Origin of the sequence: Streptomyces sp. NPDC093591 (assembly GCF_044764885.1) — a bacterium.
Taxonomy (GTDB): Bacteria; Actinomycetota; Actinomycetes; order Streptomycetales; family Streptomycetaceae; genus Streptomyces.
The window spans coordinates 772,321-785,274 of the sequence record NZ_JBIWIY010000001.1 but is presented as its reverse complement, the minus strand read 5'-3'; the positions used below and the strand labels follow the sequence as shown (position 1 = coordinate 785,274).

Sequence of the window (12,954 nt, the reverse complement as noted above, 5' to 3'; positions counted from 1 at the left end):
CATGGGTTCTCTGTGACAGTCCCCGCGCGACCGCGTTGAGCTCGGCTCCGCCGTCGCGCGTTCTCATCCGTGCTTGCGCTCCTCCCGTGCTGCCTCCTGTCCGGCGTGCAGCGCAGTGATCCGGCGTGCGCGGATGCGTCCATCCGCCCGTTCCGATCGGTTCGGCCGAGAACAGGGGACTCTTCCATGTTCACCGCACAGCTATCTCTTCAGAACGTCACCCGCCGCTATGACGCCCACGTCGTGCTGGACGACGTGTCCTTCAGCGTCAGGCCCGGCGAGAAAGCCGGCGTCATCGGCGACAACGGGGCCGGAAAGTCCACCCTGCTGCGGCTGATCGCCGGTCAGGACCGGCCCGACAACGGCGAGCTGACCGTGATCGCGCCCGGCGGTGTCGGCCATCTCGCCCAGTCGCTCGCCCTTCCACCCGAGGCGAGCGTCCAGGACGCGGTGGATCTGGCCCTCGCCGATCTACGCGATCTGGAGGCGCGGATACGCCGCGCCGAAGCCGGGCTCAAGGGCCTGGCGGAAGCGGAGCTCACCGTCGCGCTGGACGCCTACGCCCATCTGGTCGCCCAGTACGAGGCACGCGCCGGTTACGAGGCCGACGCCCGGGTGGACATCGCCCTGCACGGGCTCGGGCTGCCCGGTCTGGCACGGGACAGGCCCCTGGGCACCCTGTCGGGCGGCGAGCGGTCACGGCTGGCGCTGGCCGCGACCCTGGCCGCGCAGCCGGAACTGTTGCTGCTGGACGAGCCGACCAACGATCTGGACGACCAGGCCGTGGGCTGGCTGGAGGCCCACCTGCGGGCGCATCGCGGCACCGTGCTCGCGGTCACCCACGACCGGGTGTTCCTGGAACGGGTCACCACCACGATCCTGGAGGTCGGTGAGGGCAAGGTGACACGGTACGGCGACGGCTACGACGGCTATCTCGCCGCCAAGGCCGCCGAGCGGCGGCGCCGTCTGCGGGAGTACGAGGACTGGTGCGCGGAGCTGGCCCGCAACCAGAAACTGGCCGCCACGAACGTGGCACGGCTGGAGGCGATCCCGCGCAAGCTGCCGTTCGCCGTGTTCGGCCATGGCGGCTTCCGCACCCGTAGCCGTGGTCACGGGGCGATGGGCCGCATCCGCAACGCGAAGGAGCGTGTCGAACGGCTGACGGACCATCCCGTCGCGCCGCCGCCCGAACCTCTGGTGTTCGCCGCCCGCATGACGACAGCCGACGGCCGCACGTCGCAGACCGCGGCGGAGCTCGCCGACATCCGTGTCGGGGACCGGCTGCACGTGCCGTCACTGCGGATCGGCGGCGAGGAGCGGCTGTTGATCACCGGGCCCAACGGGGCGGGCAAGACGACGCTGATGCGGGTACTGGCGGGTGAGCTGAGGCCCGACGAGGGGACGGTGAGCACACGGGGCCGAGTGGGGCACCTGAGGCAGGAGGAGACTCCGTGGCCGCCTCGCCTCACGGTCCCGCAGGCGTTCGCGTACGGTCGTGGAGGGGACCTGGACGAACACACCGACCACCTCCTCTCGCTCGGCCTGTTCAGCCCCTCCGACCTGCGCCTGAAAGTGGACCAACTGTCCTACGGGCAGCGGCGCCGGATCGAGCTGGCCCGCCTGGTGAGCGAACCCGTCGACCTGCTGCTGCTCGACGAGCCCACCAACCACCTCTCCCCCGCCCTGGTCGAGGAACTGGAAGGAGCTCTGTCCGGCTACCGGGGCGCGGTGGTCGTCGTCACCCACGACCGCCGCATGCGCACCCGCTTCACCGGCACGCACCTGGAACTCAACGCCGGGCACGTGGCACAGGTTCAGGAGGCCGCAGTGAGCTGAGACCCGCAGGTCCCGACGCCAGGCGGGACAGCGCGTTCGGGCTGACCCGCCGGCGGCGCGGTAGTTGTGGCCGGTGCAGGCGCTACGGCTTTCGCGCCACCCCGCCGAAGTCGTCGACCTCGGCGGGGACTTCCTCACCGGACTCGCTGGGCCGCCACCGGGAGACGGAGACCACGCCGGGCTCCAGCAGCTCCAGGCCCTCGAAGAACCGGGCGAGTTCCTGCGGGCTGCGGTTGACGCGCGGGTTGTCGCTCGCCTCGTTCCACTGCTCGATCATCTCGCGCATCTGGCGCGGGTTGATCACCTCCGTGTCGTCGCAGAGCACGAGGTGGCTGCCGGAGGGCAGGGCGTCCATGAGGCGGCCGACGATGTCGTAGACGGTGTCGTCGGTGATGTGGGCGGTGATGCCCAGCAGGATCAGCGCGACCGGCCGGCCGAAGTCCAGTGTCTTGGCGGCCTGTTCCAGGATGGCCTCGGGGTCGCGCAGGTCGGCGTCGATGTAGTCCGTGGCCCCTTCGGGCGTGCTGGTGAGGAGGGCCTCGGCATGGGCCAGGACTACCGGGTCGTGATCGACGTAGACGATCCGGGTTTCCGGGACCAGTCTCTGGGCGACCTCGTGGGTGTTGTTCGCGGTGGGCAGGCCGGTACCCACGTCGAGGAACTGACGTATACCGGCCTCCCGGACGAGGTACTCCACCGTCCTGACGAGGAACGCCCGCTGTGCCAGGGCGATGTCGAGGATCGCCGGGTTGGCGCCGGCTATCTGGTCGCCGACCTGCCGGTCGATCTCGTAGCAGTCCTTGCCGCCGAGCCAGTAGTTCCAGATCCGGGCGGAGTGCGGCACGCCGCTGTTGATGAGCGGGCGTTCAATTGACATAGGGGCTCCCCGAGTTGAGCGGACGTCACTGCATAACCTAGACGTGGCGGCGGCGCGGTCGTCGGGGTGGCCGCAACCTACTGGACGAGCTCCCAGTCCTGTGAACCGTCGTCGACCGCGTTCTGCAGGGTCAGCGGCGCTCCGGCGGTCGCGCCGGTGAGGTACAGGCTGGGGTTCTTGACCGACTGCAACTTGTAGAAGCCGTCGGTGGTTTTGACGAGGTTCCAGCTGCCCGTGGCGCTGTTGTCGACCCACTGGCCGATCCGCTGGCCGACCGTCGCGTTCCCGGTCCAGATGGCCGCCGCGCGGCCGCCCGACTTGTTGAGAAGGGTCACGCCGCCGTTCGGCTCGGTCACCACGTGCCAGTACTAGGTGTCGCCGTTCGCCACCGAACCGGGCGCCTCCAGGCGGACGTCGGGAACGTCTCCGTTGCCGATGTTCGCGTCGTTGGTCTTGTTTCCGGTGCCGATCACCTGGTCGGTCCTGCGGTTGACGAGTTGGTGGTAGGCGCCGTCCGAGTGGCCGAGGTCGACCTCGGCGAAGCGGAGCGTCGACGTGCCCTGGTTGTTGAGGATGGAGACGCGGCCGGTGCCCTCGACGTACTGCAGGTTGCGGCTGTAGCCGGCCTGCGAGGTCGTCTGGTACTCCTTCCAGGCGCCGTCGCTGCGTCCGCTCTCGTTGACCCAGACATTGCCGCTGCCTGCGGCGTTGTAGACCAGGCGACCGCCGGGAAGCCTGATGAGGACCGGGCTGCCGCCCGTCGCCAGAGCCCGCGACCCGGTGTCCAGCGGCAGTGAGGTGACGCCCGTGCCCGTGGCGGAGCCGCGGTAGAACTTCAGCGGGTCGTCGGCGAGCACGTACCTGGTGTTGGCTCCGCCGCCCCAGTACTCGAAGGTCAGCAGCCACTTGCCGTCCGTGGTCCGGACGACGTTCGTCATGCCCGGCCGACCGCCGCCGATCTCCGTCTTGCCGCCGCCCATGTCCTGGGTCAGTCCGGCGATGTCGACGACGGGGGCGCTCCACGCCGCGCTGCGGCCGTCCCAGGTCTTGTGGACGAGGATCTGGCCCTTGGAGTCCGTGGCGGTGTCGTTGGCGGGATCCAGGGTGGGGACGCCTGTGGTGGCGTTGAAGCCGGTGTAGTCGTTCTCGTCGGAGTAGTAGCAGACGAGTTGGCCCTTGTGGACCATCAGGTACGGCTCCCAGAGGGGATCCACCTGCTTGTTCGTGTTCGCGGCGGCGATGTTCTGGCCGGTCGCGCCCGCGCTGCCGCCCTGCCAGCCGCCGGTGGCGATGACGTTGACGACCTTCCATGTCGCGCCGTCGTCGGTGCTGGAGTACAGGGCGATCGCCAGGTCCTTGCGGTCCCCGTCGTTGGTCGGCGTCCAGTTGGGGTCGGCGGCCTTGTGCTCCTTGTAGTAGTAGTCGTCGCCCGAGACGACACTCGCGAGGAGCAGGGTGCCCTGCTTCAGGTTGCCGACGTCCTGCGGCAGGACGTAGAGGTACGGGTTGGTCCAGTTGCTCGTGTACTTCGCGTACCGCGGGTCGCTGGAGAGGTACGCCGGAGCCTTGACCTCGGACAGCGGCTGCCATGTCGTGCCGTGGTCGTCGCTCCTGTACACCGGGAGGGTCTGCCTGTCCGCGCTTCCCGTCTCCGGGACGACCGTGGACCTCTCGAACGACGCGACCAGCCGTCCGCTCGGCAGCTGCGCCGACTTCGGGTAGACCGCGCAGTTGCCGCGCCCCTTCAGACATGGCTCGTTCCCGAGCTGGTACAGCGTTCCGCCCGTCGGGTTGTACGCCTGCGCTCCGGACGCGGGTATCGCCAGCATCGCGGATGCCGCGACGAAGGTTCCCAGCGTCTTTCTCAGCCTGCTTCCGTGCATGGCCCCTCCTTTGGGGATGACCTCGGTGATGCCGTGCCGACGGCCCTCGTGCGGGGCCGCCGGTGCCTACTCGGTGACGAGCACCCGTACGTCCCACGCGCCCAGCTCCAGCGCGCTGCCCGCGGGGATACGACCGCCGAGCAGGACATCGGACAGCTCCATCGGAGCCGCCACGCGGGCCGGCTCCCAGCTCCAGTTGTGGATCACGTGAACGCGACGTCCGTCGGGGGACGTCCCGGTCGTCGCGGTGACGGTCTCCGGCAGGTCGTCCCAGCCGCTGATCGCGGAGGGCGCGAGCCATTGCGCCAGTGCGCGGGCGAGGGAGCGGCCGGGGATCGTGCCGACGCAGGTGACGCGGCCCGCGCCGTGGCGGCGGGTGGTGATCGCGGGCCAGCGGCCGAAGTGCGGATGGTCGTATGCGGCGAGGACGTCGGCGTCGGTGACGGTGAGGCCGTCGGCCCAGCGGGTCGCCGTCGCGTCCTGCGGCAGTGGGAGCGGGCCGCCGGGCACGGAGTGGACGGGGAGGTCGCTCGCGAGGTTGCTGAACTCGTCGTACGTGACGCCCGCTGTCTCGGTGAGACGTCCTGGTTGCGGCTCCAGCCGGGCCCTGGCCTCGTGGTCGGCGTATCCGGTGCGCGGGCCGAGGACCAGGTGGCCGCCCGCGTCGGCGTAGGAGGCGAGCCAGTCGAGGGTCGCGTCGCTTGCGAGGTACAACGCCGGTACCACCAGCACCGGGTGACGGCGCGCGGCCTCCTGCGGCGCCATGCCCGCGCGCTCGCCGCTCGGGTCGTGCAGTTGGCGGGCGTGCACGATCCGCACCAGGCGGCCCGCCTCGAACGCGCCGCGGTAGAAGGGGTCGAGGATGCGGTGGTAGGCGGCGGCGTCGGGGTCGCCGTCCGGGGTCGCGAGCGGTGGGTGCTTCTGCATCAGCCACTTGCTGGGCGTCGAGTAGACCACCGTGATGTCGGCGTCCGGCTCCAGTCCCGCGACCAGCGGTCCGGCCTGCTCGAACTCGGCGCCCAGGCGGGCGAGTTCGGCGTAGGCACGGCCGGGCTGTCCGCTGTGCGGCAGGACGCCGCCCCAGTAGGTCTCGGCGCCGAAGCGCAGCGTCTGCCACTGCCAGTACTCGATCATGCGCGCGCCGCGCGCCACGTGCGCCCAGGCGGCCTGCCGCCACTGGCCGTCATAGGCGGGGCTGTTGTCCCAGGCGAAGCCGATGGAACTCGCGTTGGTCTCGGTGACCAGGAACGGCTCCTGGCGGGAGGAGAACATCCAGTCGGCGGTCTGGTACATCGACCACACGCCCGTGGTCTTCCACACCTGCTCGTGGCCGTCGGGAGTGGGGTCGGGGAGCAGGAGGCCGTCCTGCATGTCGTAGTACGGGTTGCCGGAGGCGATGTCGAGGCGGGCGGACAGTTCGTCGTCGGCCACGCCCTGCCGGGTGTAGGAGATGCAGGTGGTGACGAAGTGCTCGGGGCGGGCGTACTCCCGCACGATGTCCGCCTGCCAGCCGATGAACTCGGTGACCTGGCGGGCCTGGAACTCCCGCCAGGCGACGTCGTACTGGGGCTGGGCGTTGCCGTCCGGGGTCCACAGGTCGGCCCAGTCGGAGAGCCGGTGGGACCAGTAGACCAGGCCCCATTCACGGTTGAGGGTCTCGACGTCCCCGTACTTGTCGCGCAGGTGGTCGACGAAGCGCTGGAAGACGCCCTGGTTGTGGAAGAGGTGCAGGCCGGGTTCGTTGTCGACCTGCCAGCCGATGACCGCCGGGTGGTCGGCGTATCGTTCGACGATCTTCCGGATGACCCGCTCGGCATGGAAGCGGAAGGCGGGGTGGGTGAAGTCGGCCTCTTGCCGACCGCCCCAGCCGATGCGCCGGCCGGTGGCGTACTCCCCGGTGATCTCCGGGTACTGGCGGGCCAGCCACGGCGGTACGGCGTAGGTCGGGGTGCCGAGGATGACGGAGATGCCGCGCTCGTGGGCGCCGTCGAGCACCGGCTGGAGCCAGTCGAGTTCGAAGCGGCCGCTCGCAGGCTCCCAGGTCGACCAGACCGACTCGCCCACCCGGATCACGGTGAAGTTCGCCCCGGCCATCAGGTCGAGGTCCGTCTTGAGCCGTTCGTCGGGCCGCAGTCGGGGGTCGTACTCGGGCGTGTACTCGTGGTAGTACGCGGCGCCGAAAAGGACGCGGGCGGGCAGTTCCGCCATGAAGGAACCTCCGGGAGATGAGAGGGAGTTACTGCTTGACGCCGCCGGTGGCCAGGCCGCTCTGCCAGTAGCGCTGGAGCAGGAGAAAGGCGATGACGAGCGGCACGATGGAGATCAGGGAGCCGGTCACGACGAGCGGGAGCATGTCGCTGCTGGCGCCGGCCCCGCCGTTCTGCGCCTGCGCGGCCCAGGAGGAGAGGCCGACCGTGATGGGGTACAGATTCGGGTCGTTGAGCATGATCAGTGGCAGGAAGTAGTTGTTCCAGGTCGCCACGAGCGTGAACAACAGGACGGTGACGAGGCCGGGAGCGAGCAGCCTGAGCGCGATCCGGAAGAAGATCCGTGCCTCCCCCGCCCCGTCGATGCGGGCGGCCTCCAGGAGGCTGTCCGGGACGGCGTCGGCCGCGTAGATACGCATGAGGTAGAGGCCGAAGGGGTTGACGAGAGAGGGCAGGATGATCGCCCAGGGGGTGTTGACCAGGCCGACCTCGGCGAACAGCAGATAGGTCGGGATCGCCAGCGCGGTCGCCGGGACCATGATGGCGCCGAGGACCAGGTTGAACGCGGCACGGTCGCCGCGGAAGCGGAACTTGGCGAAGCCGTATCCGGCGGCGGCCGCCAGCAGCGCGGCGCCGACCGCGCTGACGACGGCGTACACGGCGGTGTTGAGCAGCCAGTCCACGAAGACGCCGTCGTCCTGGGTGAAGGTGGCCTTGATGTTCGCCCACAGCTGCGGGGCGTCGGAGAACCACAGGCCGAAGCTGTTGATCAGGTCCTGGGTGCCCTTGGTCGAGGCGACCAGCAGCCAGAACAGCGGGAGCAGGAAGTAGGCCAGGGCCGCCAGCATGGCGACGGTCAGTGGAGTACTGCGGCGGCGGGCAGCGGGCCGGTGCCGCACGGGTGCGGTGGGGGCCGATGCGGTCGCCGGCGGCTGCACGGTGGTCGTCATGCGGCCCTCCTGCGGTTCGCGGTGAGGAGTACGACGTAGGAGGCGATGACGATGACCAGCCCGAGGAGGAAGGAGACCGTGGCCGCGTAGTTGAGCTGGTTTCCGGTGAAGGCGAGGGAGTAGGCGTAGAGGTTGGCGGTGTAGGAGCTGCTGATGACCTCCGGGGCGATCTTCATCAGCAGGTTCGGCTCGTTGAACAGCTGGAAGCTGCCGATCACCGAGAACAGCAGGGTCAGCAGGAGCGCGGGCCGCAGCGCGGGCAGTTTGATCGACCAGGCGATCCGCCAGGCGCCCGCCCCGTCCATCGCGGCCGCCTCGTACAGGTCCTGTGGGACGGTGCGCAGGGCCGCGTACAGGATGATCATGTTGTAGCCGACGAACTCCCAGGTCACGATGTTCGCCAGGCTGCCGAGCATCCAGCCCTCACTGAGGAAGTGCGGGGCCGGGATGTCCAGTTCCCGGCTCAGCTGGGCGAACGGGCCGAAGTCGGGGCCGTACAGATAGCCCCACATGAGCGCGGCGACGACGCTCGGGACCGCGTACGGCACGAATATGCCCAGCCGGATCACGCGCGCCAGCCGCAGCAGGCCGCTGTCGAGGGCGAGCGCGAACACCAGGGCCAGCAGCAGCATCAGCGGGACCTGGATCACGAAGAACAGGGCCACTCGGCCGACGCCGTGCAGGAGGAGGGGGTCCTTGAGGGCGGTGACGTAGTTGTCGAGGCCGACGAAGACCGTGCCGCCGATGAGGCGTTGCTGGAAGAGGCTGAGGTAGGCGGCGTAGCCGAGCGGAGCGAGGAACAGCAGGAGAAAGAGGATCAGGAACGGGGCCACGAACAGGGGCCCCGGCCCGCCGAGCCGGCGACGCGGCGGTCCGGCTCGGCGCTGCTTCCTGTCGTATGCGGCCGTGGTGGCTGCCATCTCAGGCCCCCTTGACCGTGAAGCCCTGGTTCTTGGCGTACGTCGTCAGCCGGGACTGCCAGGTGCCGAGGGCGGCGACGGTGTCGGCCTGGTCGGCGAGGGACTTGCCGACGGTCTCGGTCCAGTCCTTCGCCGCCTGGTCCAGGAACGGCGGCCACTGGAAGGAGGTCGGGACCGTGTCGCTGATGTCGGCGAAGATCTCGTTGACCTTCTGGCCGCCGTAGAAGGCGGGCGCGTCGCCGGTGTAACTCGGGTCCGCGAGCAGGGCCTTGGTCGCCGGGAAGAAGAACTGCTTGGTGGCGAACATCTTGGCGCTCGCCGGGTCGCTGTTGAGGAACTGGGCGAACCGGGCAGCCGCGATCGGGTTCTTGGTGGAGCGGATCACGGCGGTCGTGGAGCCTCCCCAGTTGCCGGAGACCGGCTTGGCCGCGTCCCACTGCGGCAGCGGCGCCGCCCGCCACTTGCCCGCCGTGGCCTTGGCGGAACCGGACAGGAACGCAGGACCCCAGGCCGCGGTGAGCCAGGTGGCGTACTTGCCCTTGTTGAACCCGGCGTACCAGCCGTCGGTGAAGTCCGGGTCGGTGCTGATGACGCCTTCCTTCGCGAGCCCGCCCCAGTACTCGGCGAGCTTCTTGGAGACCGCGTCGTCGACGCTGATGGAGAGGTCGCTCTTGCCGGAGGTGGCGTACGGCTTCGCGCCCGCCTGCCACAGCAGGCCGTGCCAGGCGGCGGGCTCGTTCGCCGCGAGGTTGGTCAGGTAGACGTCCGGGTCGGCCTTGTGGAGCTTGCGGGCCGCGGCCGCGAACTCCTCCCAGGTCCCCGGCACTTGGATGCCGTGCTTGTCGAAGATGTCCTTGCGGTACAGCATGCCCATCGGTCCGGTGTCCTGCGGGATCGCCCAGACCTCGCCACCGGGCCCGCTGACCTGTCCCCACGTCCAGTCGACGAACTGGTCCTTCAGCTCGGCGGCGCCGTACGGGCTCAGGTCCAGCAGGCTGTCGGTGATCGTGAAGGTGGGGACCGCCTGGTACTCGATCTGCGCCATGTCGGGTGCGCCGGTGCCGGCCTTGAGGGCGGTGCGCAGCTTGGTGTAGTGCTCGACGCCCTGGCCTGCGTTGACGACCTTGACCTTGATCGCGGGGTACTTCTGCTCGAAGAGCGCGACCTCGTGCTGGATGTCCGGAGCCCAGGTCCAGAACGTCAGCTGGGTCGGCGTCTTCATCGCCTTGTCGATGTCGGCCTGGCTGACCGGCTTGGCGGAGGCGGAGGAGCCGCCCGAGCCGCTGCCGCCGCACGCGGCGAGCGCGCCGCCGAGGGAGAGCGCTCCGGTCGCGGTGAGGAACCGCCGACGGCTCATGGGGGACGTGGGAACGAAGGATCGGGGCATGGTGAACTCCCGCCGGTGGGCATAGGGACGGCGCGCCTGGCGAGGGCGCGTCACATGGGTCGGAAGAGAGAAGAGGGGTGAGGACGGGCGAGGCGCGGACGTCGCTACCAGGGCATTGGGGTCGCCATGTTCGGGTGGGCGTCGCGCGGGGCTGGGCCGGCACACGCGTCAGGTGCCGTGCCGTACAGCGGAAGTCCACGGTCGTGGAAGGTTTTTGCGGGGCGGTGGCCGACGCGGGCGCGGGCTCGCCGCCCGGCCGCGAGCGGGTGCCGCTCGGGCCGGGGTGCTGCTCAGTCGGTGGCGGGCGGTCCGCTTCCGGCCGGTGGTGCGTGTGGCGAGCCGTCGGTGCCGGAGGCCGGGCGCCGTCCGTGTGCTGAGGGCTTCCGGTCCGACGGGGGTGCGGTCGAGGCCCGGACGATCAGTTCGACGGGCGGATCGCTCGCTGTTGCAGGTTCCGCGTCCGGTTTCTCGATGGCCTGCACCAGGAGCCGGAGCCCTTCGTGCGCCACGGCGTCGAACGGCTGGCGCACGGTGGTCAGCGGAGGAGCGACGTAGGCGGAGACGGGGATGTCGTCGAAGCCGACGACACTGACGTCGTCCGGCACCTGCAGTCCGGCTTCCGTCAGAGCGCGGATCAGGCCGATGGCCATGTCGTCGTTGGCGGCGAACACCGCGGTGACGTCATCGGCGGAGGCGAGTTCGCGGCCCGCGGCGTAGCCGGAGGCGGCCGACCAGTCGCCCTCGATGACGGGCGGATGGTGTCTGCCGCGCGCCGACAGCGCCGCCCGCCAGCCCTCGATGCGGTCCCGGGCGGCGAACCACCGCTGCGGACCGGCGAGGTGATGGACCGTCACATGACCGAGGTCCAGTAGGTGTTCGGTGGCCGCCCGCGCCAGCGACTCGGCACCGACGCCCGCGGTCACGGCCCGGTGACCGCCGAACGTCGCGGGCGCACCGAGCACCAGGACCGGCACGTCGACGCTGAGGGCGGCCGACCCCTCGTCGATCGGTTCGGATACGACGATGCCGTCCACGCCCTGTTCGAGCAGCGAGTCCACGGCCCCGGCGACACCTCCCGGGTCGCCCTCCAGTGTGTTGACCACCCGGAGCGCATAGCCCGCGTCCCGGGCGGCCCGCTCGATGCCGATGAGCAGCGAGGCCGGCCCGTACAGGGCGGTCCCCAGCGTGACCACGCCGATGGAGCGGGTGCGCCCCGAGGCCAGTGCCCGGGCCGCACTGTTCATCCGGTAGCCGAGCTGTCCGGCGGCTTCGAGCACACGCCGACGGACGTCGTCGGAGACGTAGCGCTCACCGTTGAAGACCCGGGAGACCGTCTTCTGCGAGACGCCGGCCCGCCGGGCCACGTCCACGGCACGGGGCGCGCCAGGGCTCCCGCCCTGTCCTCCCACTCGCGTCATTGGTGTCTCCCGATGTCCGGCGGCTCAGATCCTAGCGAGTCAGAGCCAGTCGCCAGGAGCCGTGCCCTGTATGACTGCGCTGTCATGACTGCGGTGTCATATCTACGCAGTCGAACAGGACGTGTCAAGACTTCACACAGCACGACGGCCGGTCCACGGCGAGGTACGCGCCCTCTGACGGGCACCTGCGGCAGGCCTTGAAGCCGCCGGTGCAGGACGGGCAGGGCGAGCAGCAGGGCGGGCAGCGGGAGATCACGACCGGGAAGGAGGCGGCCGGCAAGCGGATCGACCTGCGGGTCGCGCACTGCGCCGTCGTCGGCGGTGGACTGATCGTCCGCTTCAAGCAGTTCATGGATACTGCAGAGGTGCGCGACGCGATGATCCGCAACGTGTGATCGCGGCGAACGGGAACACCGCGCCCGGGCATCGGCTGGACGGGCACGGTGCGGCCACGGGATCGGCCGGTGGAGCCTCCGGGGAGAAGCGGGCGGGTCTCAGGGGCTCAGCTCATGGGCAGCGCGATCACGCCCGTCCTGCGCCGCACCGCCCCCGCCGTCCCCCGCACCTGACGGCTGCCCGCCGTCGGCCTGTGGGCACGCGCCTGCACCTACGTCGTCAACGGCCGGCCCCCGCGCCGCACCGGCCAGGCCCTCTCGCTGGTCTCCCTCGCCGCATGGATCCTCATCGCGCTCCGGGCGACCGGCGCTCGCGAAGGACGCCGACACCTGCCGCGGCTTGCGCACCGAGCAGCTCGACCAGGCGCTGGGGAGGACCACCCGACCGTCCGTCAGTCGCCGCCCCACAGACCACCGGTACCTCCGCCGCGCCCAAAGCCCACGCGACGGAAGGCTGACGGCGGGCGCCGGAAAAGGACCCTCACCGCGCGAGTGAGGAGATCTGATCGTCAGCCCCGCCACAGCCATGCACTATCGGCCCCACATCGGCGCGAGCCTTACTGACGCCGCTGGCCGAGGATGCAGAACTCGTTACCTTCGGGGTCTGCCAGCACAACCCACGATTGATCGCCCTGGCCGATATCAACACGCTGTGCGCCATGAGCCACCAGCCGAGCCACTTCGGCTTCCTGATCATCGGGCCTGAAGTCGAGATGCAGCCGGCTCTTGGCCTTCTTGGCCTCATCAAGCCGGACGAAGTCCAACCCCGGCAGGCGATCCGGCTCCGGGCGGATCTCGAACTCCTCATCGGAGGAGTGGACCACAACCCAGCCAAGGGCCTCGGCCCACCACTGCCCCAAGGCCACCGGATCCGCCGAGTGAACGATTACCTGTTCCCATTCCAAGGTCATCCGGAGAGCTTAAGCCTGCCAGGGCTGCGGACAACAGGCCCACCGAGCCGGTGGCCCACCTGGTCCTGGAGTCCCGACGACACCGACCAACTGCGTGGTCGCATGTCCCGGACGATCAGCGGAAGTAGACAACCGACCGAACAGCGTCCGTGAGGTGGGCGGTTCCTGAA

9 protein-coding genes and 1 pseudogene are annotated in these 12,954 nt (G+C 70.0%); 2 read left to right on the top strand and 8 right to left on the bottom strand.

Translation table 11 applies throughout. From position 1 onward, the window contains the following. Positions 1–186 precede the first annotated feature (186 nt). Positions 187–1,836, top strand: a complete 1,650-nt coding sequence (locus ACIREI_RS03355; RefSeq protein WP_403326812.1) for a TlrC/CarA/OleB/SrmB family ABC-F type ribosomal protection protein — start codon at positions 187–189, stop codon at positions 1,834–1,836. Between the two features lie 82 nt (positions 1,837–1,918). Here the strand turns inward: ACIREI_RS03355 and ACIREI_RS03350 are convergent, their stop codons facing one another. From ACIREI_RS03350 to ACIREI_RS03320, 7 genes and pseudogenes are all read right to left on the bottom strand, one after another. After that, positions 1,919–2,713: an SAM-dependent methyltransferase gene (locus tag ACIREI_RS03350; RefSeq protein ID WP_403326810.1), complete on the bottom strand. Its 795-nt coding sequence runs from the start codon at positions 2,711–2,713 to the stop codon at positions 1,919–1,921. Between the two features lie 77 nt (positions 2,714–2,790). Beyond that, a pseudogene (locus ACIREI_RS03345) lies at positions 2,791–4,542 on the bottom strand (RICIN domain-containing protein). Positions 4,543–4,662: 120 nt separating this feature from the next. Beyond that, positions 4,663–6,804 carry a beta-galactosidase gene (locus tag ACIREI_RS03340; RefSeq protein WP_403326808.1) on the bottom strand — a complete coding sequence of 714 codons (2,142 nt, stop codon included), beginning with the start codon at positions 6,802–6,804 and terminating at the stop codon, positions 4,663–4,665. Positions 6,805–6,832: 28 nt separating this feature from the next. Then, on the bottom strand, positions 6,833–7,753 hold the full coding sequence (locus tag ACIREI_RS03335) for a carbohydrate ABC transporter permease (protein ID WP_403326806.1): 921 nt from the start codon (positions 7,751–7,753) through the stop codon (positions 6,833–6,835). After that, positions 7,750–8,673, bottom strand: coding sequence for a carbohydrate ABC transporter permease (locus ACIREI_RS03330; RefSeq protein ID WP_403326804.1), 924 nt, complete (start codon positions 8,671–8,673; stop codon positions 7,750–7,752). Before ACIREI_RS03330 ends, ACIREI_RS03335 begins: the two co-directional genes overlap by 4 nt. A gap of 1 nt (position 8,674) precedes the next feature. Beyond that, the gene (locus ACIREI_RS03325; RefSeq protein ID WP_403326802.1) at positions 8,675–10,060 is read right to left on the bottom strand and encodes an extracellular solute-binding protein; all 1,386 of its coding nucleotides are present in this window, start codon (positions 10,058–10,060) and stop codon (positions 8,675–8,677) included. Between the two features lie 290 nt (positions 10,061–10,350). Continuing rightward, complete coding sequence (locus ACIREI_RS03320) at positions 10,351–11,478, bottom strand: LacI family DNA-binding transcriptional regulator (RefSeq protein ID WP_403326800.1); 1,128 nt, start codon at positions 11,476–11,478, stop codon at positions 10,351–10,353. Positions 11,479–11,687: 209 nt separating this feature from the next. On the opposite strand from ACIREI_RS03320, the gene ACIREI_RS03315 reads away from it, so the two are divergent. Then, on the top strand, positions 11,688–11,873 hold the full coding sequence (locus ACIREI_RS03315) for a hypothetical protein (protein WP_403326798.1): 186 nt from the start codon (positions 11,688–11,690) through the stop codon (positions 11,871–11,873). 557 nt (positions 11,874–12,430) lie between these two features. Here the strand turns inward: ACIREI_RS03315 and ACIREI_RS03310 are convergent. Then, positions 12,431–12,784 (bottom strand): VOC family protein, encoded by a 354-nt coding sequence (locus ACIREI_RS03310; protein ID WP_403326796.1) that lies wholly within the window; start codon positions 12,782–12,784, stop codon positions 12,431–12,433. Positions 12,785–12,954: the final 170 nt, after the last annotated feature.